Origin of the sequence: Pandoraea nosoerga, assembly GCF_902459585.1 — a bacterium.
In the GTDB taxonomy this organism is placed as follows: domain Bacteria; phylum Pseudomonadota; class Gammaproteobacteria; order Burkholderiales; family Burkholderiaceae; genus Pandoraea; species Pandoraea nosoerga.
The window spans coordinates 444,899-467,965 of sequence record NZ_CABPSC010000002.1; the positions used below are offsets into that span (position 1 = coordinate 444,899).

The window sequence follows — 23,067 nt, forward strand, 5'->3', positions numbered from 1 at the left end:
CGCCGCGCGTTGCCGGCTCGGCGGCCGGGATGCGCGGCGAGCCGCCGCTCGATGGCGGCCCTGATCGTCAGGCGCTGGCCGTGCCGCTCCTGGCCGCGCGCTTGGCAAAGAACTCGGCCATCATGCGCGCCGGCTCGCCCGACTCGTAAGACTCGCGCTGGATGCGCATGCCGGCCGCGATAGCGTCCTGGAACGTGCCCTCGGTCATCTCGCGAAAACGCTGCTTGTCCAGGCGCATCGCCACCGGCGGCTTGCCCGCCAGTTCGGTCGCCACCTCCAGCGCCTTCTCGAACACCTTGTCTTCGGGCACCAGATGGTGGATGAGCCCCAGGCGATGACATTCGTCGGCATCCATCAGGCGGCCGGTGAGCGTGAGTTCGATCGTGCGCGACAGACCGAGCATGTGATTCATGATCCACGGACCGGTCGTGCTCGCGATGCCCGCGTTGATCTCCGGCTGCCCCATGCGCACGCCCGGGTGACCGACGCGAATGTCGCCCAGCAGCGCCACCTGGAACGCCGAGCCGGCGGCCGTGCCGTTGAGCGCCATCACCAGCGGCTTTTTCAGGCTGCGAATCACGTCGTAGTAATGCTCCCAGCCTTTGATCCATTCGATCGCGGTGTCGCCGTCGAAGTGCTTCGCCTCGCCCAGGTCCTGCCCGGCGGAAAAGGCGCGGCCCGCGCCGGTCATGATCACGGCGGCCACGCCGTCGTTGGCGTTGTAGCGCTCGAGCGCCGCAATGATCAGTTCGCGCATGGCGATGGTCCAGGCGTTGAGCGCCTGCGGACGATTCAAGGTGATCACCGCCACCTTGCCGACCTGCGTGAAGAGGACTTCCTGCTCCGTTTGCTTTGCTGTCTCGCTCATTTGAACTCCAGGGGCACGAACGCGTGCGTTGAAAGACGATCTTGCGACCATCGCAAAAATCGCTAAATTTTTATCTCAGTGCAATAACTATTATTTGAGAGCAATATAGTTATTTCAAAAAAACGGCGCAAGCCGATTCGCTTCAGGGTTTACCTCAGGCGGGTTGCACCTCGGGCGCGACGAAAAGGCGGCGATGCTCCCGGTGGACTGGCGATGGAGCGCGCTGGACTGGATGGGCGGGGGATCGGGGCGAGCGCGGACGACGTCAGAAAGATGTCGGCGCGAGGAGGAGCAGAAGCAGAAGGAAGAGCAGAAGGAGGGGGATCGCGCGACGAGACGTCAGCGAAAAAACGCGTTGCGGCGCCGGCGCGGCCGGCGGCCCGGACAGAACGGACAGAACGGACAGAACGGACCGAGCGGACGAATGAAGGAACGGGCGCCGGCGGGAGATCGGGATGGCGACGCACCGCGGGTGCGGCACGTCACATGACGCAAGGCAGCGAGTCCGGCGTTGCGCTCCCCCCTACCCGGCCTGGTTCTGTTTGCGCATGCGTTTGATGGCCTGCAACTGTGCGACGGCCTCGGCAAGCTCGGCTTGCGCCTTGGCGTAATCGATGTCGTCCGATTGCTGCTCGAGCAATGCCTTCGCTTGCTCGCGCGCGCGTTCGGCACGCGCCTGATCGAGACTGTCGGCGCGCATGGCCGTATCGGCGAGGATCGTGACCCGATCGGGCTGGATTTCGACGAAACCGCCCGCGATGTACAGGAACGTCTGCGAGCCGTCGGCCGCCTCGATGCGCACCGTTCCCGGACGGATGCCGGTAAGCAGCGGCGTGTGCCCGGGCAGCACGCCGAGCTCGCCCGCCGTGCCCGGCACTTCGACGAAGCGCGCTTCGCCCGAGAAAATCGAGCGCTCGGTGCTGACGACGTCCACCTTGATCAATGCCATGCGTATCACTTCTCCCGGCAACGCCTCGCGGGCGTTACCATGCTCATGCCTGTTTCACGGCGCGCCGGCCCTTGCCGGCGCCGTTTCGCCACGAATGCGCCGCCGGGCGCTGCCGATTTCACAGTGTACGCGGCGGCGCCACGCTCAACTCGGCCGCCATCTTCACCAGCGACTCCCATATGGGCGCCGTCAGATCGATGTGATCGTGATGTTTCCTGCGATTATCCGCTTCGTATTCGCCCGGATACTGCACGCGGTCGAAGCCGGGCTGCGGCGGGCACGACGTCAGGTACTCGATAAACGCCTCGACTTCGTGCGAGCGCCAGGTGGCCGAGAAGTCGACCTGCGGATTGAGCACAATGGCGAACATGTTGTTCGTGGCCACGCCCGCGCGCGGGTGTTCCGGCTGAATGGTGCCGCCGCCCGAGAGCACGCCGGCGAGCAGTTCCGCCACGATGCCGAGTGCGTAACCCTTGTGCGCGCCAAACGGCAGCAGCGCGCCGAACGGCTCCGTGAAGAGCGTGTTCGGATCGGTCGACGGGTTGCCGTAGCCGTCGATGAGCGATCCCGGCGGCGCCGGCTTGCCTTCGGCCGCCAGCACGCGCGCCTTGTTGATCGCGATGGCGCTCGTCGCCATATCCACCACGAGCGGCGGACGATTGTTCGGCAGCGGCCCGGCGAAGCACAGCGGATTGGTCGTCAGGCGCGGTTCGCTGCCGCCATAGGGCGCCACCATCGGCTGCCGGTTCGTCACGTTGGTAAACGCCATGAACACCAGCCCCTGCAACGCGGCCATTTCGCCGTACTGGCCCATCCGGCCCAGGTGATGGCTGTTGCGCAGCGTCAGGATCGACACCCCCTTGTCGAACGCGCGCGCGATCGCATGCTCGAGCACGAACTTGCCCACGTGCTGGCCGAAGCCGCGATTGCCGTCGTAGAGCAGCAGGTTGCCTTGGTCGGTGAGCACCGTGGGGCGGCCGGTCGGATTGACCTGGCCGTCTTCGAGCACCTTGCGATATGTCGGCAGAATGGACAGGCCATGGCTGGCATAGCCGACGCGATCGGACTCGACCAGATGCTGCGCGACGTCCAGCGCAATGTCCTCGGGCACGCCCTGCGCGAGCAGCAGTTGCTTGCCGAAATCGGTGGCGTCTTTCAGAGGGATACGCATGATGGCTCCTTTTCGATTGCCATGACTCACAACCAGCCCAGCCAGCGCCAATATGTCGCGCCGAAGAGCAGCAGCATTGCGTAACCGATGATCGTGACCACGATGCCGACGCGCGCGAACTGCTTCGCGGTGAAGGTGTCGGTGCCCAGGCACACCATGTTCTGCGGCGCGTTGATCGGCAGGATGAAACCGAAACTCACCGTGAAGCCGAGCAGCATCGTCATGCCGAGCCGGTTGAAGTCGCCGGGCAACGTCTGCAGCACCGAAATGAGGATCGGCAGCATGGCCGAGGTGAGCGCCGTCGCACTCGCGAAGCCGAGATGGATTAGCACCAGGAACGCCGACAGGATGGCGAAGACCCACAGCGTCGAGAGCGAGTCGAGGCCGGTTGCCGCCACCACGTGATTGCCGAGCCACTGCCCCGCCTGCGTGGTGAGGAGCGCGGTGCCGAGACTGATGCCGACGCCGAACACGATCACGGTGCCCCAGGGAATGCGCGACTGCACGTCCTTCCAGGTCATCACGCCGAAGCGCGGTAGCATCAGCACGACCAGACCCACGTAGGTCACCGACGTGGTGTCGAAGCGGTGCAGCTTGCCCTCCGTCGCCCAGAACAGCAGCAGGCCGATCGACACGGCAAGCAGACGCTTCTGGGCGCTCGTCATCGGTCCCATCTCGCGCAGTTGCGCCTCGACGGCCTCCTTGCCTCCTGCGATGGCGTCGGCCTCGGGCGGCATCATTCTGAGCACGAGCACCACGAGAATCACCGACATGATGATGGCCCACGGCGCGCCGGCCACCAGCCATTCCGCCCAGGTGATTCGGGAGCCGAGCATCTTGTCCATGAAGCCGACGGTCAGCAGGTTCTGCGCGGCCGCCGTCTGAATGCCAATGTTCCAGATGCTGGTGGCCTGCGCCACGATGATCATGATGCCGGCGGCGATGTTCGAGCGCCTGTCCACGCCGAACGCGGCGATCACGCCCATCATGATTGGCACCACGCACGCGCTGCGCGCGGTGGCGCTCGGCACGACGAGCGAGAGCAGGATGGTCACGGCGATGGCGCCGACCATGACACGGCGCGTACTGGTGCCGATCCTCGAGAGCGTGACGAGCGCGATGCGTCGATCGAGCCCGGTGAGCGTCATCGCCGCGGCGATGAACAGCGCGCCAGCGACCAGTGCGAGCGCCGAGTTGGAAAAGCCGGCCAGCGCCATGCTGATGGCGCGCGACGTGCCGTATTCGACGCCGGGGTCCTGCACGGTCGGCGCGGTGCCCACGAGAAACGCCATCAACGAGGTGATGATGATGGCGCTCGCTTCGTAGGACACGGCTTCGGTGATCCATACGACCACCGCGAACGCGAGAATCGCGAGCATGCGATGGCCCGCTACGGGCAGGTCGTCCGGCATGGGAATCAGCAGTACGGCGATCAGGACGATCGCACCCGCCATCAACCCGATGGGAACCGCTTTCTTCTGGGGAGGACTTTGCACAGAGACTTCAGGCGTGCTCATAGGGGGCTCCAGAACGGATTGGCATGCCGGCAGTCGGCATGTCTTGATGAGATGCCACGCTTGAACTGCGGGTTAATCCTAACCGCATCGGTCCTGGCGAAGCAAGCGTGGAACAGACGACCGGGTCGAAAGCACGGCCGGCGCGACACGGCACACCGCGCGAGGGCGTGGCGGGGGCCGGGCAGGCGTGGGTGGGAGTGCGGATGGGAGTGCGGGTGGGGGGCTGGCAGGCAGCGCTGCGCCGTGCCGCGACCCGGGCGGCGCAGACGACGCGCCGGCTCGGGCGCCCCCGGCGCTCGAGCGAATCGAACCGGCTTAGAAATGGAGTCCGAAGTACTCCGGGGCGCCGGCAAACCACTGCGGGCTCGACACGTTGGTCGCGAGCGCGTGATGCCAGACGGTCTGGTAAAGGCCGGTGAGACCCGCCCGGGGTCCGGTGATCAGTCCCGGTGCCGGATGCGCGACACCCGCATTGCCGAGCGTGCCGTTCAACGTCCGGCCGCTCACGATGATCGGCTCGGCCGCCCAGGCGCCCGCTTCTCCGAAGACGTCGTGCCACGGCGCCGGCGCGGCGCCGACGAGTGCAGGCGGTGGAGACCCGGGCGGCGCGAAGGCCGGCGCCCGGGCCGCACGCTTCGCGCGCGCAGCCCGGGACGGCCGGGCACCGTGCGTGACGCTGGCCGCCGTGGGCTTCTTGATGACCGGCGACCCCGGTGAACCCGGAGTCCCCGGCGGATTCGCGGCATGTGCCGATGCCGGTATCCACACAGAACACAGCAACGCCAGCGCCATCATGGCGCCCATGAGGCGGGAGTGCGACTTCGTCATGACAACCTCGAGTGCCGGCGGTACGTCCCGCCTGTATCGCCCTACCTGCAGCAACTTTCGGGCCACTCAGGACAACCCTTTGATTCGTATGCACTTCCAACCTCACCGTTCGTGTCATGCCGGAGCGACGCCCGCGAAGTGTTTCAATTTGGAAACATCGACGTGCCGAGATGCCGTCGCAGCAATACGCCCTGAACGGCCTCGTGTGCCACCCATGCGCGCCGGGAAACACAGATCGACTACCGACGCCTTCGATTCTCTGCCTGCACTCCCTGCGGGGCATTGATGCGCATCAACAAAAGCGCACACCCGTGCGAAAACCCCGATTGACGAATCGGATCACGGACGAAAGTCGCAGCGCCGACCCATGCCGTGTAAGGAATTTCGGGAACGACGATCGGCGCAGTCCGAATCCTCGACGAACCGGCCGGCCGAGCCGGCGCGGCACGCCGCTCTCTGGCACAATCGCTCAACGTCAGCCATGGCGGCGCACTCGCGTCGAGGCGCGCACTCGTGCGAGCGAGCGTGGTGGGCCGCCAGACAACAAGGAGTCAGCAATGCCTCAGTTCGATGTGGATCTTTTCGTGATCGGCGCCGGTTCCGGCGGCGTGCGCGCGGCGCGCGTGGCGGCGCAGTACGGCGCGCGAGTAAAGGTAGCGGAGGAGTATCGCGTGGGCGGCACGTGCGTCATTCGCGGCTGCGTGCCGAAAAAGCTGCTCGTCTACGCGAGCCGGTTCGCCGACGAGTTCGAGGATGCCGCCGGCTTTGGCTGGCAAGTGCCCTCGCCCGCCTTCGACTGGAAGACGCTCATTGCGAACAAGGATCGCGAAATCGCCCGGCTCGAAGGCATCTATCGCACCAATCTCGAGCGCGCGGGCGCCCAACTCATCGAGGCGCGCGCCGTCGTCGAGGGCCCGCATACGGTCGTGCTGCCGGCCACGGGCGAGCGCATCACGGCGCGCAACATCCTGATCGCCACGGGCGGGCGTCCCGCCGACCAGCCGCATTTCGTGGGACGCGAGCACGCCATTTCGTCGAACGAAGTCTTCCATCTGGCCGCGCTGCCCGAGCGCATCACGATCATCGGCGGCGGCTACATCGCGATCGAGTTCGCGGCCGTCTTCGCGGGACTGGGCTCGAAGGTCACGCTCGTGCATCGCGGCCCGCACCTGCTGCGCGGCTTCGATGAAGACGTGCGCACCACGCTCGAAGCCGACTACAAGGCGCGCGGCATCGAGATCCTGCTCGAGCGCACGGTAGCACGGGCGGACAAGGTGCAGGACCGGCTGCGCGTGACGCTGTGCGACGGTAGCACGCACGAGACGGATGTACTGCTCAGCGCGGCCGGGCGCGTGCCCTACACGCAGGGGCTCGGGCTGGCCGCGAGCGGCGTCGCCCTGAACGAGCGCGGCGCCGTGATGGTCGACGAGTTCTCGCGCACCAACGTACCGTCGATCTTCGCCGTGGGCGACGTGACCGACCGCGTGAACCTCACGCCGATGGCGATTCGCGAAGGCCAGGCGTTCGCGGACACCGTGTTCGGCGAGCGGCCGACGCGCGTGGATCACAAGCTGATCCCGACGGCCGTCTTCGGCACGCCGGAGATCGGCGTCGTGGGTCTCACGGAGAGCGAAGCGCGGGCGCAATATGCGCAACTCAAGGTGTACAAGGCGAGCTTCCGCCCGCTCAAGGCGACCTTGTCGGGACGGCAGGAAAGGACACTGATGAAGTTGCTGGTGGACGGGGCGACCGACAAGATCGTCGGCGCGCACATGGTTGGCGACCACGCCGGCGAGCAGGTGCAGTTGCTCGGCATCGCGCTGTCGATGGGCGCGACCAAGGCGGACTTCGATCGCACGCTTGCCGTGCATCCGACGTCCGCCGAGGAGTGGGTCACGATGCGCACGCCCGTGGCGTGAAAGGGGTGGAGTCCGCGCCGCGTCCTCAAAAGGGCCTGACACCGGACACCGAAGCACCGGACCGCCGAACTGGCCTCAGCGGCCGAGCGGCACCTCACCGGCCGACGCCGAGCGCGTGCCGGGCACAGGGGGGTTGCTCTCGCCGCGATACGCGAACACGACGGAAAACTTGGTGGCACCGCCCTCATTGCGGCCGGCCGCGTGAAACAGACCGCTGTGGAACAGGACGACGTCTCCCTGAGCGAGCTCGACCTGCCTGCCGCGAGCGACGAGCGACTGATTGTCCGGTTCGTCCGGACGAAGGAAATCGAGCGCGTCGAGCTGGTGCGGCTGGAGCTGTTCGCGATGCGAGCCCGGGATGAAGCGCAACGCACCGTTTTCGCGGGTTTCCGGCCCAAGCGCGAGCCACACCGAGACGAGCGAATTGTGCGGAAACGACCAGTAGCGGATGTCGCGATGCCAGCCAGTGGCCGTACCGAAGTGCGGATGCTTGGTCATCACGCAGTTATGGTGCGCCAGCGTGAGCACGACGTTTTCGCCGAAGATCTGCGCCAGCGACTCGACGAGGTCCGGGCGCGTCGCCCAGCGGCGCAATGTATCTGCCCGGTCGTAGGCCTTGAGCAGGCGCCGCACGGTTTGTCCGCCTTCGGCCTCGCGCGAGGCCGGCGCGCCGGCATAGCCCACGTCCGCCTCGAATTCGAGCGGCCCCGACGCCGCTGCCAATTGCGCTCGCGCGTCGGCGAGCATGGCCTCGCACTCGGCCTGCGCGACATAGCGCGGGAGGATCAGATAACCGTCGTTACGGAACGTGTCGAGTTGCGATGCGGTAAGCGCCATGGCGGTCGGCGAAGCAGGCGGGAAATGGCTGGTTGGCGAAAGATTCGACGATGAAACGGTGGACAGCGTGATCACGCGGCCGACTCAGGCAGCGCGTTTGCGTCGTCGGGGCGCAAGCTCGGCGGCCGGCTTGGGGTCGGGCTGCGGCACGTCCGTCCCCGGCAGCGTAGCCTGCGGGTTGCCGGCAGGACGCGGCGTGTCGACTACGCTGCGCAGACGGTCCAGTTCACGCGTGAGTTTCGCCAACTGGTATTCGAGCTGGCAATTGCGGCGGTACAACGTGCGCATCTTCTGGCTGAGCGCCTGCGTCTGCGTCCAGTACTCCGGATACATGACGAATCGCCCATCCGGACGCTCGACGACGCCCAGCCCGCTCTGTCCCATCACGTCGATGGTCTCCAGCGCGTAGCGTCGAACTTTTTTTACCGTACCTGCCGCCATTGATTTCCTACAGTCCCTGCCTGAGAGAGTCAGGCGCGGCATTTTGCCACGAATTCGGCCCGGCCGGGCGGCAAACCCGCGCCGGGCCGGCTATTTATTTTCGGCCGTCGGCCCCGTGCGGCGGGGCTGTGCGGCGGATCTGTCCGGAATAGCACCCGATCGGCCGCCTTTGTGCCGCCATCGTCAGGGCTTCGGCGTCTTGCCCGTGTCGATCGACACCGGGTCGCTTGCCGGAAACGTCTCCTTGAGCCCCTCGTCAAGGCGCTTGCCCTGGGCGGTGCGCGACGCGGGCACACGCTTGGGTTTGTCGACGCCAATGGAGACCGGGTCGCTTGCCGGAAACGTCTCCTCGAGCCCTTCGTCGAGGTCGCGTTCCACTTCGTCTTCCTGCTGGGGACGCTGTGGGCTGGGCTTGCGGGTATCGCTCATCAAGTCCTCCGCTGGTGAAGGTCACGCCCGGTGCGCGACCGTTCCCCACACTATACCGCGAGCAGCGTACCTCGGCGTGAGCTGCCGGCGCCGCCGCTCAGGAAACCGGGCCGGCGGGCGCCAGGCGTTCGCGGTGGCGGGACAGCGCCTCGCGCACGAGCGCGTGCATGGCGTCGGCGGCGGGGGTGTCGGCCATCGCCAGAATGTGGGCGCGCATGCGCGGGTCCCAGAACTTGCGCAGATGCGCAGCGACTTCGGCCACCGCTTCCTCGCGATCCGGCAGGGACTCGAAGAAGTCGGCAATGCGATTGGCCATGCGCACGAGGTTGTTGCCGTCCATCGGAAATCTCGCTCCTGGGGGTTATGCTGCCAGCGTTGTCAGCGCTATCCGTGTTCTCGGTACTTGGGAGCCGGACTCAGCCGCCGCGCTCAAGCGCCGCACCGCCGGTATAGATGACGCATTGCTCACCGCGCACGAAGCCCACGAGCGTGAGGCCGGCAGCGCTCGCCGTGCGCACGGCCAGGGCGGTGGCGGCCGACACGGCGGCGACCATCGGAATGCCGACCTGCGCGGCCTTTTGCACGATCTCGACGCTGGCCCGGCTCGTCATCAGGACGAAGCCGGCGTCCAAGCGTAGATCCTGCCGCGCGAGTGCGCCAATGAGCTTGTCGAGCGCGTTATGGCGCCCCACGTCCTCGCGCAGGCACAGGATTTCGCCGTGCGGCGAGCACCACGCCGCGCCATGAACGGCGCCGGTCACGGCGTTGAGCCGCTGATGCGCCGCCAGACCGGCGTGTGCGGCGGCCAGCGCCGCGTGCGAAACCCGCAGCGGCTCGCCGGCCGCCGGCAACGGGCGCAGGACCTGATCGAGACTCTCCGTGCCGCACAGGCCGCAGCCGGTGCGCCCGGTCAGGTTGCGGCGGCGTTCCTTGAGGCCGGCAAAGGCGCGCGACGACACCTCGAGATGGGCGGTGATGCCCTGCGTCGTTGCCGAGACGTCCACGCCATAGCATTCGCGGCGATCATTCAGAATCCCTTCGGACAGCGCAAAGCCGACGGCGAAGTCCTCGATGTCGGCCGGGCTCGCGAGCATCACCACGTGCGAGATGCCATTGAATTCCAACGCCACCGGGACTTCCTCCGCGAGCTCGTCGCTCGCGTGTTGCCAGGCGCCGTGCCGAAAGCGACGCACGTCGAAAGACGCATGCGTCGTGAAACGCTCGGGGTCGAGCGCGGCAGGCGCCACGTCGCACGAGGCGCCCACCGCGTTCATGGTGCTCATGGTCCCCGCGAGCCCATTGCCGTGCGGCTCGCCATCGAGAAAAGTGTCGCGACCGGCGGCCCGGTCGCGCAAGGGGTTGGACATCGTCAAACACGGACTCCGGAAAGCGCCGCCCTACTTCGCCGGAACCGGCTCGGAGGGGTTGCGGGCCGCATCGAGCAACTCGAGCTGCTTGCGGTTGAACGTCGAATATTTCGCCTGCCACGCGGACGGCTGCACCACGGGCAGCACCTGCACCGCCGTGACCTTGTACTCGGGACAGTTGGTCGCCCAGTCCGAGTTGTCGGTCGTGATGACGTTCGCTCCCGACTCGGGAAAGTGGAACGTCGTATACACCACGCCGGGCTGCATGCGCTCGCTGATCGATGCGCGCAACACCGTCTCGCCCGCGCGGCTGCGAATGCCGACCCAGTCGTTGTCCTTGATGCCGCGCTCCTGAGCGTCGTGCGGATGGATCTCGAGCCGGTCCTCGTCGTGCCAGTGGACGTTGTGCGTGCGGCGCGTCTGCGCCCCCACATTGTATTGCGAGAGGATGCGCCCCGTGGTGAGCAGCAGCGGGTAGCGCGGTGTGACCTTTTCGTCGGTCGGCACGTAGCGCGTGATGATGAAACGCCCCTTGCCGCGCACGAAACCATCCACGTGCATGATCGGCGTGCCCTCGGGCGCCTCCTCGTTGCACGGCCACTGCAGGCTGCCCAGGCGGTCGAGCTTCTCGTAGCTCACGCCCCGGAATGTCGGCGTAAGCCGCGCGATCTCGTCCATGATCTCCGACGGATGCGAGTACGGCATGTCGTAGCCGAGTCGCTTGGCCAGCGCGATCGTCACTTCCCAGTCCGCCATGCCCGGCACCGGCGCCATCACGCGGCGCACGCGCGAGATACGGCGCTCGGCGTTGGTAAACGTGCCGTCCTTCTCCAGGAACGTCGTGCCAGGCAGCAGCACATGCGCGTACTTGGCCGTCTCGTTCAGGAAGATGTCCTGCACCACGATGCACTCCATGGCCTGCATCGCCGCGGCCACATGCTGCGTATTGGGGTCGGACTGGACGATGTCCTCGCCCTGGCAGTACAGCCCCTTGAAGCTGCCGTGGATCGCCGCGTCGAACATGTTCGGAATGCGCAGCCCCGGCTCGGCCTGCAGCGTCACGCCCCAGGCCGCTTCGAATTCCCCGCGCACCAGCGAGTCCGCAACATGCCGATACCCCGGCAGCTCGTGCGGGAACGACCCCATGTCGCACGAGCCCTGCACGTTGTTCTGCCCGCGCAGCGGATTGACGCCGACGCCCTCGCGCCCCACGTTGCCTGTCGCCATCGCCAGGTTGGCAATGCCCATGACCGTGGTCGAGCCCTGTGCATGCTCGGTCACGCCCAGGCCGTAGTAAATCGCCGCATTGCCGCCTGTCGCGTACAGGCGCGCCGCGCCGCGGATCTGCTCGGCGTCCACGCCTGTCACGACGGCGACGGCTTCGGGCGAGTTCTCGGGCTGTGCCACGAATTCGCGCCACTGCGCGAACGCACGGTCTTCGCAGCGCTCGGCGATGAACGCCTCATCGAGCAGTCCCTCGGTGACGATCACGTGCGCAAGGGCGTTGATCATCGCCACGTTGGTACCCGGGCGCAACGGCAGATGGAACGCCGCCAGGATGTGCGGGCCGTCGACGATGTCGATGCGCCGCGGATCGATCACGATGAGCTTCGCGCCCTCGCGCACGCGGCGCTTGAGCCGCGAGGCGAACACGGGATGGCCGTCGGTCGGGTTCGCCCCCATCACAAGAATCACGTCCGAATGCTCGATCGATTTGAACGTCTGCGTGCCGGCCGACTCACCGAGCGTCTGCTTGAGCCCGTAGCCCGTCGGCGAATGACACACGCGCGCGCAGGTGTCGACGTTGTTGTTGCCGAACGCCGCGCGCACGAGTTTCTGCACCAGATACGTCTCCTCGTTCGTGCAGCGCGAAGACGTGATGCCGCCAATGGCGTCGCGCCCGTACTTCGCCTGAATACGGCGAAATTCCGAGGCGGCGTAGTCGAGTGCCTCGTCCCACGACACTTCGCGCCACGGGTCGGTGATCCGGCGGCGGATCATCGGCTTGGTGATGCGCTCCTTGTGCGTGGCGTACCCCCACGCGAAGCGGCCCTTCACGCAGGCGTGGCCCTCGTTGGCGCGGCCGTCCTTGTACGGCGTCATGCGCACGACCTCGCCCCCCTTCATTTCGGCCTTGAAGGCGCAGCCCACGCCGCAGTAAGCGCACGTCGTCACGACGGCGTGCTCTGGCTGGCCCATCTCGATGACGGTCTTCTCCTGCAGCGTCGCGGTCGGGCACGCGGCCACGCACGCACCGCACGAGACGCACTCGGAGTCCATGAACGGCTGGTCCTGACCGGCCGAGACGCGCGCCTCGAAGCCACGCCCCGAGATCGTGAGCGCGAAGGTGCCCTGCGTCTCCTCGCAGGCGCGCACGCAGCGGTTGCACACGATGCACTTCGACGGATCATAAGTGAAATACGGGTTTGACTCGTCTTTCGCGCTGTGCAGATGGTTCTCGCCGTCGAAGCCGTAGCGCACCTCGCGCAGCCCCGTCACGCCGGCCATGTCCTGCAGCTCGCAGTCGCCGTTGGCCGCGCACGTCAGACAGTCGAGCGGGTGATCGGAGATGTAGAGCTCCATCACGTTGCGGCGCAGCGCCTGTAGCTTGGGCGATTGCGTGCGCACCTTCATGCCCGGCTCCACCGGTGTGGTGCACGACGCGGGATAACCGCGGCGTCCCTCGATCTCGACCAGACACAGCCGGCAGGAGCCGAACGGCTCCAGTGAATCCGTTGCGCAGAGTTTGGGGATGTTGACGTCGCTGCCCGCCGCGGCGCGCATGATCGACGTGCCGGCCGGCACGGTCACCGCCTGACCATCGATCTCGAGCGTGACGCTCGTCTCGCTCTGACGCAGCGGCGTCCCCATGTCCCGGTCGTGGCCCGGCCTGACGTATGCGTTCGGATGAATCATGTGTCGTCCTCCCTGCCCGCGCCGATGCGTCAGGCGGCTTCGGCGCATCCGGCGCCATCGGGCAGACCGAAGTCCGCCGGGAAATGTTCGAGCGCCGAGCGCACCGGGAACGGCGTCATGCCGCCCATGGCGCACAGCGATCCCGAGACCATCGTGTCGCACAGGTCGTGCAGCAGCTTCACCTGCCGCGCGGAAGTGTCGCCGCGGCGGATCCGTTCGATCACCTCGACACCGCGCGTCGAGCCGATACGGCACGGTGTGCACTTGCCGCACGACTCGAGCGCACAGAACGCCATCGCGTAGCTCGCGAGCCCCGCCATGTCCGCCGTGTCGTCATGCACCACCACGCCGCCGTGGCCCACTACCGCGCCGAGCGCGGCATACGCCTCGTAGTCGAGCGGGACATCCCATTGCGCTGGCGGCAAGTAGGCGCCCAGCGGGCCGCCGACCTGAATGGCCTTGGCCGGACGACCGCTCGCCGTGCCGCCGCCGAACTCGTCGAGCAAGGTATTGAGCGTCACGCCGAACGCCAGCTCCACCAGTCCGCCGCGGCGGACGTTGCCCGCGAGCTGCACCGCCAGGGTGCCCTGCGAGCGACCCACGCCGTATTCGCGATAGGCCTGTGCGCCATGCGCGAAGATGAATGGCACGCTGGCGAGCGTGATGACGTTATTGATGAGCGTCGGCGCACCGAACAGGCCGCGCAGCGCGGGAATCGGCGGCTTCGCGCGCACCACGCCGCGCTTGCCCTCGAGGCTCTCGAGCAGCGCTGTCTCTTCGCCGCAGATATAGGCGCCGGCCGCTTTCGCCACGCGCATCTCACACGGTCGGCCCGACCCGAGCACGTCATCGCCGAGCCAGCCTTCGCGGCGCGCGATGGCGATGGCGGCCTCGAGCGCGGCGATGGCGTGCGGGTATTCGCTGCGCACGTAGATGATGCCCTCGCTCGCCCCGACGGAAAGCGCCGCGATGATCATCCCCTCGATCAGCACGAACGGATCGCTCTCCATGATCAGGCGATCGGCGAACGTGCCAGAGTCACCCTCGTCCGCATTGCAGACGACATACTTGCGCGGCGCCTGTGCGCGGCTCACCGTGCGCCATTTGATGCCCGCGGGAAACGCCGCGCCGCCGCGCCCGCGCAGGCCCGAGTCGAGCACCATCTGGCACGCGGCCTGCGCGTCGAGCGCCAGGCAGGCTCGCAGGCCCGCGAGGCCGCCGTGCGCCTCGTAATCGGCCGGATCGAGCGGATTCGTCACGCCAACGCGCGCGAACGTCAGACGCTGCTGACGCGCAAGATAGGGAATCGCATCGACCACGCCCACGCACGCCGGCAAAGCGGCGCCCCAACTGCCGTCGGGCGTCTGTCCGGACGGGACTTGCGCGGCCTCTTGCACGGCGCGCGCCGGCCATCCGCCGTCGAACAACGCGCTCACCTGAGCGGCCTGCACGTTGCTGTAGCCGATGCGCCCTGCCGGCGTCTCGACTTCGACTAGCGGCTCGAGCCAGAACAGGCCGCGCGAGCCGTTGCGCACGATATCGACCGCGACGCCGCGCCGGGCCGCTTCCCTGGCGACAGCCGCCGCCAGCCGATCGGCGCCCACCGCGAGCGCGGCCGAATCGCGCGGAATGTAGATGCGGTACGTCGTGCGTGCGCCGGCCTCAGACATGGGCGCCCTCCGACTGATGGACGGCCTCGGCCAGCAAGGCGTCGAAGCGCTCGGGGCTCACACGGGCGTGCAGCTCGCCGTTGATGGTCACCGCGGGCGAGAGCGCGCACTGCCCGAGGCAGTACACGGATTCGACACCCACGCCGCCCCGGGGCGCGCCATCGACGCGCGCGCCCGTGCAGGCCTCGACGTGTGCGACGAGCGCTTCGCCATCGCGGCTGCGACACGCTTCCGCGCGGCACACCTGCACGACGGTCGCCGGCGGCGGCGCGGTGCGAAAGTGGTGATAGAACGTGATCACGCCGTGGACTTCGGCGCGAGAGAGATTCAGCGCGGCGGCGATGGCCGGCACATGGGCCGGGTCGACATAGCCTTCGCTGTCCTGCAGGGCATGCAGCAGCGGCAACAACTCGTGAGCGCGGCCAGCGTGGCGAGCCAGCAGCGGCGCGAGCGTCGCATGAGGGGTAGACACCATCTCGAACGTCTCCTGGGGGCGAACGGCGGCTCATATGTTCTACATTGCATATGATGACGACACGTTTCTGGGGGCTCGGCACTTAGGACATTAGTCCAAACGGCGCGGCTCAACAAGCCTCGTGGAAACACCGATGGCATCTCATCTCCCCGATTTGCTGCGCGGCAGCATGCCGGCGGGCCGCGAGCGGCGCCGACCGGGCCGTCCGCCCAGCCTGTCGTTGTGCGTAAAATATGCAATAAAAAGCATATGAAAAATGTCAACCCAACGAGGGGAACGCCTCCGACAACGACGTCACGGTTCCGGTTTCCGCTTCGCTGTAGCCGGGAATCGCGTGAACGGCCTGGCGGTATTGCGCGCTTTGCAGAATCTCCAGCAATCCCCGCACGTGCGCGGACTCTGCGGCGCTCTCCGGGAACATGAGGCAATAGCGCTCGGTGAGGATGGGAATGAAGTCGAGGCCGAACTGGCTTGCTGCCGCTTCGATGGCGAGCCCGGCGTCGGCGCGCCCGCTCGCGATATAAGCGGCGACGGCGGCATGGGTGAATTCGATGTTCTCCGCCCCCGCGACGGCCGCCGGGTCGATGCCGTCGCGCGCGAGCAGCAGATCGAAGATGATGCGTGTGCCCGAGCCGCGCTCCCGGTTGGCAAACCGCGCGCCGGTGCGCGGCAGATCGGCCAGCGTGCGAATGCCCAACGGGTTGCCGCGCGCGACGATCAGGCCGAGCCGGCGCGAGGCCACGTCGGCGACGCGATACGCCTTGCCTTTGAGCAGCGGCATGTACTGGTCGAGCACCGGCTCCGCGAGCGCGCCGATGGGGACATGGAAACTCGCCACTTCGCATTCGTGCTTCGCGAGCGCGGCAATCGCCTCCATGCTGCCGCGATAGCTGACGTCGATGGGCAGTCCCGCGCGGCCCGCGAACTCGACGAGCGCTGCCACGGCGAGTCCGTGACTGGCGAAGAGCCGCAACTGGTCGGCATTCTGCAGGAGAAGGTCGTCGAGTTCGCTCTGCAACTCGGACGCCATGGTCTCCAGAAGCGGCCCGAGCCGCGCCTGCAAACGCTTCTGTCCCCACAGCAGGCGCTGCGCGAGCGGCGTGAGCACGGCCCCGCGCCCGCGCGCCATCGTGAGCAGCGGCGCCCCCATGAGCGTCTCGATCTCCTTCACGTGGCCCCAGGCCCCTCGGTACGACTGGCCCAGCGCCTGGCTCGCCGCCTGCAGGTTGCCGTGCAGCTGCACCTGCGAGAGCAGCGACAGCACCTTGTCGAGCGGCAGGTCGTTGCCGTCGTGTCGCAAACGCAATTGCGGAGCGATGGAGATTCGCTTCATGGGCTCACCTTATATGTTATTAATTGCATAAATAGATTTATGCAAAATCCTGATAAGATGCCAAAAACCCTGATTCAACAAGCTTGCTTGCATCAGCATCCTGGCGAACATACCGTGCAACACTATCGAATTATGCATTTATTTGCCTATTAGATGTCAATCGGTGTGCTTCGCTGCCGTCATTTCCGTTCGAACCCGTCTCATGTCAGCCCCCAAGATTGCGCCATACGACCGCCCTGCCGGCGGCTGGGGCGCGCTCAAAAACGTCGCCATCCAACTCGTCGCGCAAGGCATTCCGCTCAAAGGCGCCCGCACATTGCTCAGCGCCAACCAGCGCAGCGGCTTCGACTGCCCCGGCTGTGCCTGGCCCGACCGCGAACACGCCTCCACGTTCGAGTTCTGCGAGAACGGCGCCAAGGCGGTCGCCGCCGAGGCCACGAAGCGGCGCGTCACACCGGCGTTCTTTGCCGCGCACAGCGTGACCGAACTGCTCGACTGCGACGACTACACACTCGAAGGCTACGGGCGTCTTACGCACCCGCTGCGCTACGACGCCGCCACGGACCACTACGTGCCTATCGCGTGGGACGATGCTTTCGCGATGATCGGCCGGCATCTGCGCGCACTGCCCGACCCGGATCAGGCCGCGTTCTACACCTCGGGGCGAACAAGCAATGAGGCCGCGTTCCTCTATCAGCTCTTCGTGCGCCACTACGGTACGAACAACTTCCCCGACTGCTCGAACATGTGCCATGAGCCGACGAGCGTCGGCTTGCCGCCGGTCGTGGGACTCGGCAAAGGCACCGTGACGCTCGAAGACTTCGAGCAGGCCGACACGCTGCTGCTGTTCGGCCAGAACCCCGGCACCAATCATCCGCGCATGCTTGGCGAGTTGCGCGAAGCCGCGCGGCGCGGCGCCACCATCGTTTCGATCAACCTGCTGCACGAGCGCGGCCTGGAGCGCTTCGCCGATCCGCAGAGCCCGGCCGAGATGCTGAGCCTTGGCGGCACGTCCATCAGTGGCCACTACGTGACGCCGGCGAGCGGCGGCGACTTCGCCTTCGTAAAAGGCATGATCAAGCACATACTCGAGCGCGATGCGCAGGCGCGCGCCGACAGTCTGCCCGCGCTGCTCGACGACGCCTTCATCGCCGAGCACACCCGCGGATTCGAGACGTTCGCGGCCGACGTGCGTGCCGAGCGCTGGGACGATCTGGAGCGCGCCGCAGGCGTGTCGCAGGCGCAAATGCGTCGGATCGCCGACGTCTACCTGCGCGGCGAGCGCGTGATCGCGACGTGGGGAATGGGCATTACGCAGCACAAGCACGCGGTGGAGACCATCCAGATGATCGTCAATCTGATGCTGCTGCGCGGCAACATCGGCCGGCCGGGCGCCGGACTGTGTCCGGTGCGCGGCCACAGCAACGTCCAGGGCGATCGCACGGTCGGCATCAACGAGAAACCGTCGGCCGCGTTTCTCGAGCGGCTCGGCAAGGCGTTCGATTTCGACCCGCCGCGCCGGCCGGGGCTGGGCGTGGTCGACACGATCGCCGCCATGCTCGAGGGCCGCATCAAGGTCTTCATCGGCATGGGAGGGAATTTCGCGATGGCCACGCCGGACACGCCGCGCGCCTGGGAAGGCCTGCGCCGCTGCGACCTGAGCGTGCATGTGGCGACGAAGCTCAACCGCAGCCACCTCGTGCACGGGCGCGACGCGCTGATCCTGCCGTGCCTCGGGCGCACCGAGATCGACATGCAGGGCGGCGCGGTGCAAGGCGTGACGGTGGAGGACTCGATGAGCATGGTGCATCTGTCATACGGCATCAATGCGCCCGCATCCGAACATCTGCGCTCGGAGCCCGCGATCGTGGCAGGCATGGCACAGGCCACGCTGGGCCGCGGTCCGGCGGGGCGCGACGACTGGCATTGGTTCGTCGAGGACTACGATCGCATTCGCGACGGCATTGCCGCCACGTTCGAGGACTTCGCGGACTTCAACCGCCGCGTGCGGCGCCCCGGCGGCTTCCGTCTCGACGTGCCGCCGTCGCAACGCCGCTGGCTCACTCCCAACGGACGCGCCAATTTCACCACGCACGCCCTGCCCCGGGAGTTGCCCATCGATGTGGCGCGTCGGCACGCCGGCGCGCGCGGCGCCGACGTGTTGCAGTTGGCCACCATTCGCTCGCACGATCAGTACAACACGACGATCTACGGGCTCAACGACCGGTACCGCGGCGTCTTCGGGCAGCGCCGCGTCGTCTTCGCCAACCCCGAGGACCTCGATGCGCGCGGGCTGCGCGCCGGCGAGCGAATCGATCTCGTGGGCGTGTGGGACGACGGCGTCGAGCGGCGAGCCGAGGACTTCCTGCTCGTGGCATACGACATCCCGCGCGGCAGCGTCGCCGCGTATTACCCGGAGACGAACGGCCTGGTGCCGCTCGACGCGACAGCCGACGGCGCCGGCACGCCGACGTCCAAGTCGGTGCCGGTGCTGCTGGAGCGGCGTGGTGGCTGAGCAGCACGCCGGATCGCGCACCGCGGCGGCGCCAGACAGCAGCGCCGATCAGGCGCCACAGATCTCGCCCCCACAGATCTCGCCCCACAAATCTCACCCACCTGCTGCAAGCGCGGGCCGAAGGCCGCCATGAACGGTAAGGCGCTGCAACGAGATTGACATAATTCCATCCCGGCTCGCGACATACACTGCCGTTGCTGCCGTGACGGCCCCTTCCTGCACGGTGCAGGAAGGCGGCGAGTCGCGGCTATCCCGCCCGGAGCCCCCATGGAGAATGTCGTCGCGCGTCCGACACAGATCGATTCCGCCACGTCAGACGCGGTTTCCCTCAGCCCACATCCACTGCATCCACCGCACCATCCACCCCGGACGCCGTCCGGCGCCATGCCGCCAGCGTCGAACGGCCCGCAGGCACCGCGCGATCCGCGAGGCGGAGATCGCGCCGACGCCTCCGCCTCGCTTGCACCCGCTTGGTGGCGCCACAGCCGCCCGTCGCGCTGGAACCCGTGGCTGATCGCTCTCACGGCGCTGGCCGGCCTCTGGCAATGGTTCGGGCTCGGCTGGGCGCTGCGTCATTGGGGCGATGCCGCCGCCTGGACGCTGCTGCCCATACTGCTGCTCACGCCAATGCACTGGGGCCTCGTCCACGAATCGATCCATGGCCAGTTACGCCTGAAGGCGCGCGCCAACGAGCGGACCGGGCGCATGCTCGCACTGCTGCTCGGGCTGCCCTACGAAATCATGCGCTTCGGTCATCTGGTGCATCACCGTTTCACCCGCCAGCCGTATGACCGCCCCGATATCTCGACGCTGCCCGACCATGCCTCGACGGCGGCACGCGTGCGCGCATGGCTCGGCTATCAGTCGCGACTGCTCGGCGGCATGTGGCTGGCGGAGTGCTTCGCGCCGCTCGTCGCCTGGGTGCCGGCGCGCCGCTTGCCGTCGCTGGCACTGAAGGCGCTCGGCAGCGATGCGCAGGATGAGGACGTGCGTCGCCGCGCGGTGATGTTTGCGTCGGACCCGGTACGCCGCCGGCGCATCCGGCGCGAATTCGCGGCACTGCTCACTGCGCTTTCACTGGCCCTGTGGGCCTACGGTCCCTGGTGGCCGGTGTTCGTCGCGGCATTCGCGGCGCGCGGCGTCTGGCTGTCGATCGCCGACAATCTGCCGCACTACGGCGTGGCAATGGACGAGCCGGCGCGCGCACGCAACTTCCGGGCGTCGGCCTTCACACGCGCGCTGCTGCTCAACCAGCACCTGCATCGCGTGCATCATCGCTATCCGACAGCCCCCTGGCACCGGCTGCCAGCGATCGACGCGGCCGAGCCCAGCCCCGGCCCGACGATTCCTTACTGGCGCGCCATCTTCCGCCAGTTCGGCAGTCCCTTGCCGCCCGGCACGCTGGAACCGTCCTGCGCGGGTCCGCTCGTTGGCCAACCCGCCGGAACTTCTGTTCATTGACATCCGACGGCGCCTTGCGCGCCGTTGCCCCCGAGCGCTCCCGAGCGCCCCGGACCGCCCCGGAGCAGCCTCCGAGCTGCCCAACCAGGCCGCCTCACACGGCGACTCGCGGTCGGGTATTTCGGAAAACTCCCAAATCATGATATAAATGCGAATCGTTTGCGTTAACAATAGCGTTAACGTTTACGTCCTCATTCGCGGGATCCGACTTTCAGCGACTCACAAGCATGTTGATTGCATTGGCCATTGCACTGGCATGGCTGGCAGGCGGCGCCTGCTACCTCACCTCCGAGCACCAGCGCCTTCGTGCGCAACGCCTGCCCGCGCAACCGGCGCGGGGCCTCTCGCTCGCCGCGGCCCTCGCCTGCCTGGCGTGCTGGTGGCTCGCGGCCGGGCCGTCGGCCGGCATCGCCGCCGCGATCGCGTCGCTGTGCTTCGGATTCCTGTTCTGGCCTTACGCCGCTGGCGGATGGCACTGGCTGCGCGGAGACGCCCATGTGGAGTAGGACCATCGCAGGCCTCGTGCTGGGGTTTCTCGCCGCGATCGCCCTGTGCGGCGCCGTGGCCTATCTCACCCCCGCCGGCTGGCATACGGCCGTCATCCCCGTCATCGCCCTCTTCCCGCTCGTGTGGCTCGGCCTGTTCGCCGTGGTGTACGCGAGCCGTACCGCCATGCGCGCGTGGGTCGGCCTGGGCGCCACCACGCTCGTCGCATGGGCCGCGCTCCTGGCAGCGCGCACCGTCTGGTAAGGATCGTCCGATGCGCGCGCAAACCCTGCGTCAATACCTGAGCGTTCATACGTGGGCCGGCATCGTGGCCGGCTTCGCCCTGTTCGTCGCCATGCTCGGCGGCGCCCTGACCGTCTTCCATCACGAGATCGAACGCTGGGAACAGCCGGCCACGCGTCACGCGCCGCTCTCGCTTGCCCAGACCGAGCGGCTCGCCGAACTCGTCCGCGAGCAGTACCCGGCTGCCCGCGAACAGATGGGCGTGGTGCTGCCCAACCACTCGCCCACGCCGTTCGCCTACTGGCAGCAGCCCAACGGCGAGTGGATGCAGGCGCGGCTGAACCCGAGCGCCGGCGCCGACGCGCCGTCGCTCACGGTCGGCAATGCGCGTCCCGGCCTGTCGGGCACTATCAACGCGCTGCACTACTCGCTGTCGATCCCGGACTACGGGCTGTATCTGATGGGCGTGGTGTCGCTGTTCTACGGCATGGCGCTGATCTCGGGTGTGATCGTGCATCTGCCGCGCCTCACGCGGGACATCTTCGCACTGCGCCCGGGACGCAATCTCAAACGGTTCTGGCAGGACGCGCACAACGCCATTGGTGTGTTGAGCCTGCCGTTCCATATCGTGTTCGCGCTCACGGGCGCGCTGCTCTGCCTGAGCCTGCCGTTGATGATGGCGTTCAACGCGGTAACGTTCGAGAGCCGGTTGATGTCGCAGATTCCCCAGATTACGGGATCGGTGCCGGCGAAGGTCGCCCCGGTCGAAGGCAGCCCGCTCGATCTGAAAACCCTGCTCGCGCGCGCCGAACATGCGGCCCCCGACATGGAAACGACGGCCGTGGCATGGACGCGCTACGGCAAACCCGATGCCGTGGCCGAGGTCTACGGCGAGGCCGGCGATTCCCTCGGCGTGTTCGCCGCCGTGGCCTTGCGTCTGAACGACGGCGCCGTCGTCGGCCAGCACAGCCCCGGTGTGCGCGATGCGAACCACGCCGTGCTGAGCATGATTTACGGCGCGCACTTCGGCAACTTCGCGGGCGACGCCATGCGTTGGGTGTACTTCGTCCTCGGACTGATGGGCGCCGTGCTCGTCTACAGCGGCAACCTGCTGTGGCTCGAGTCGCGCCGCAAGCGCAACGCGGCGCTTCAGCCGGCCAACCTGCGCTGGATGGCCAAGGCGACCGCCGGCGTATTCCTCGGCACCTGCCTGGGTATCGCCGTCGCCTTCGTCGGCGCGGTGCTCGCGCCGGGCACGACCTCGATTTCCGTCTTCGTCGGCACGCTCGCCGTCTCGCTCGCGTTCGCGGCGCTGTGCGCACCCGCCGTGGCCGCCACCGGCCTGCTCGCCTCGACGGCGCTCGCATGCCTCGCGATCCCCGCCGTCGATGCCCTCTTCACTCCGGACAACCTGCTGCGCACGATGGCGGCCGGCGACTGGGTGCTCGCGGGCGTGGATCTCGTGGCGATCGCCTGCGCCGCCGTCTTCGCGTTGTTCGCGCGCGCCACGTGGCGACGCGCGCGCCTGGGCGATCCGAACAGCGTATGGGCACATCCGGACGCGGCGCGCTCCGCAGCCGCGGCGCACGCCACCGGCGACGCCGACGATGCCTGCCGCGAAGCAGGCGCCGCGGCACGCGCC

Annotated in this window: 20 protein-coding genes; 6 read left to right on the forward strand and 14 right to left on the reverse strand. The window is 67.4% G+C overall.

Going from position 1 to position 23,067, the window contains the following annotated elements; all coding sequences use genetic code 11:
* Positions 1-67: 67 nt before the first annotated feature.
* The 5 genes from PNO31109_RS04810 to PNO31109_RS04830 form a co-directional block, all read right to left on the reverse strand.
* Complete coding sequence (locus tag PNO31109_RS04810) at positions 68-868, reverse strand: enoyl-CoA hydratase/isomerase family protein (protein ID WP_150554491.1); 801 nt, start codon at positions 866-868, stop codon at positions 68-70.
* A gap of 523 nt (positions 869-1,391) precedes the next feature.
* Positions 1,392-1,817 (reverse strand): F0F1 ATP synthase subunit epsilon, encoded by a 426-nt coding sequence (locus PNO31109_RS04815; RefSeq protein WP_150554492.1) that lies wholly within the window; start codon positions 1,815-1,817, stop codon positions 1,392-1,394.
* 118 nt (positions 1,818-1,935) lie between these two features.
* Positions 1,936-2,988 carry an Ldh family oxidoreductase gene (locus PNO31109_RS04820; protein WP_150554493.1) on the reverse strand — a complete coding sequence of 351 codons (1,053 nt, stop codon included), beginning with the start codon at positions 2,986-2,988 and terminating at the stop codon, positions 1,936-1,938.
* A 26-nt stretch (positions 2,989-3,014) separates the two neighbouring features.
* Positions 3,015-4,505, reverse strand: a complete 1,491-nt coding sequence (locus PNO31109_RS04825) for a DASS family sodium-coupled anion symporter (protein WP_150554494.1) — start codon at positions 4,503-4,505, stop codon at positions 3,015-3,017.
* Positions 4,506-4,820: 315 nt separating this feature from the next.
* A complete protein-coding gene (locus PNO31109_RS04830) occupies positions 4,821-5,333 on the reverse strand; it encodes a hypothetical protein (RefSeq protein WP_150554495.1) in 513 nt (170 codons plus the stop codon).
* 557 nt (positions 5,334-5,890) lie between these two features.
* Here PNO31109_RS04830 and gor point away from each other — a divergent pair.
* Positions 5,891-7,252 carry a glutathione-disulfide reductase gene (gene gor, locus PNO31109_RS04835; protein WP_150554496.1) on the forward strand — a complete coding sequence of 454 codons (1,362 nt, stop codon included), beginning with the start codon at positions 5,891-5,893 and terminating at the stop codon, positions 7,250-7,252.
* A 75-nt stretch (positions 7,253-7,327) separates the two neighbouring features.
* Here gor and PNO31109_RS04840 read toward each other — a convergent pair whose 3' ends face one another.
* The 9 genes from PNO31109_RS04840 to PNO31109_RS04880 all read right to left on the reverse strand — a co-directional run bounded on the left by PNO31109_RS04840 (position 7,328) and on the right by PNO31109_RS04880 (position 16,720).
* On the reverse strand, positions 7,328-8,089 hold the full coding sequence (locus tag PNO31109_RS04840; protein ID WP_150554497.1) for a phytanoyl-CoA dioxygenase family protein: 762 nt from the start codon (positions 8,087-8,089) through the stop codon (positions 7,328-7,330).
* An 84-nt stretch (positions 8,090-8,173) separates the two neighbouring features.
* Positions 8,174-8,530, reverse strand: a complete 357-nt coding sequence (locus PNO31109_RS04845) for a hypothetical protein (RefSeq protein WP_150554498.1) — start codon at positions 8,528-8,530, stop codon at positions 8,174-8,176.
* A 183-nt stretch (positions 8,531-8,713) separates the two neighbouring features.
* Positions 8,714-8,959, reverse strand: coding sequence for a hypothetical protein (locus PNO31109_RS04850; RefSeq protein WP_150554499.1), 246 nt, complete (start codon positions 8,957-8,959; stop codon positions 8,714-8,716).
* A gap of 97 nt (positions 8,960-9,056) precedes the next feature.
* Positions 9,057-9,299 (reverse strand): formate dehydrogenase subunit delta, encoded by a 243-nt coding sequence (locus tag PNO31109_RS04855; protein WP_150554500.1) that lies wholly within the window; start codon positions 9,297-9,299, stop codon positions 9,057-9,059.
* A gap of 76 nt (positions 9,300-9,375) precedes the next feature.
* A complete protein-coding gene (gene fdhD, locus PNO31109_RS04860) occupies positions 9,376-10,332 on the reverse strand; it encodes a formate dehydrogenase accessory sulfurtransferase FdhD (protein ID WP_370749784.1) in 957 nt (318 codons plus the stop codon).
* A gap of 24 nt (positions 10,333-10,356) precedes the next feature.
* Positions 10,357-13,242, reverse strand: a complete 2,886-nt coding sequence (gene fdhF / locus PNO31109_RS04865; RefSeq protein WP_150554501.1) for a formate dehydrogenase subunit alpha — start codon at positions 13,240-13,242, stop codon at positions 10,357-10,359.
* Positions 13,243-13,271: 29 nt separating this feature from the next.
* Positions 13,272-14,912, reverse strand: coding sequence for a formate dehydrogenase beta subunit (locus PNO31109_RS04870; protein ID WP_150554502.1), 1,641 nt, complete (start codon positions 14,910-14,912; stop codon positions 13,272-13,274).
* A complete protein-coding gene (locus PNO31109_RS04875; RefSeq protein WP_150554503.1) occupies positions 14,905-15,387 on the reverse strand; it encodes an NAD(P)H-dependent oxidoreductase subunit E in 483 nt (160 codons plus the stop codon). The genes PNO31109_RS04870 and PNO31109_RS04875 overlap by 8 nt, the downstream gene beginning before the upstream one ends.
* 259 nt (positions 15,388-15,646) lie before the next feature.
* Complete coding sequence (locus tag PNO31109_RS04880; RefSeq protein WP_150554504.1) at positions 15,647-16,720, reverse strand: substrate-binding domain-containing protein; 1,074 nt, start codon at positions 16,718-16,720, stop codon at positions 15,647-15,649.
* A gap of 202 nt (positions 16,721-16,922) precedes the next feature.
* On the opposite strand from PNO31109_RS04880, the gene PNO31109_RS04885 reads away from it, so the two are divergent.
* The 5 genes from PNO31109_RS04885 to PNO31109_RS04905 all read left to right on the forward strand — a co-directional run.
* On the forward strand, positions 16,923-19,235 hold the full coding sequence (locus PNO31109_RS04885) for an FdhF/YdeP family oxidoreductase (protein WP_150554505.1): 2,313 nt from the start codon (positions 16,923-16,925) through the stop codon (positions 19,233-19,235).
* Positions 19,236-19,619: 384 nt separating this feature from the next.
* Positions 19,620-20,696, forward strand: a complete 1,077-nt coding sequence (locus PNO31109_RS04890; RefSeq protein WP_174966272.1) for a fatty acid desaturase family protein — start codon at positions 19,620-19,622, stop codon at positions 20,694-20,696.
* A gap of 227 nt (positions 20,697-20,923) precedes the next feature.
* Positions 20,924-21,202, forward strand: a complete 279-nt coding sequence (locus PNO31109_RS04895; protein ID WP_150554507.1) for a hypothetical protein — start codon at positions 20,924-20,926, stop codon at positions 21,200-21,202.
* Entirely contained in the window at positions 21,192-21,446 is a 255-nt protein-coding gene (locus tag PNO31109_RS04900) for a hypothetical protein (RefSeq protein WP_150554508.1), read from the forward strand. Before PNO31109_RS04895 ends, PNO31109_RS04900 begins: the two co-directional genes overlap by 11 nt.
* Before the next feature lie 10 nt (positions 21,447-21,456).
* Positions 21,457-23,067 (forward strand): PepSY-associated TM helix domain-containing protein (locus tag PNO31109_RS04905; protein ID WP_150554509.1); only part of this gene is annotated, 1,611 nt, incomplete at its 3' end.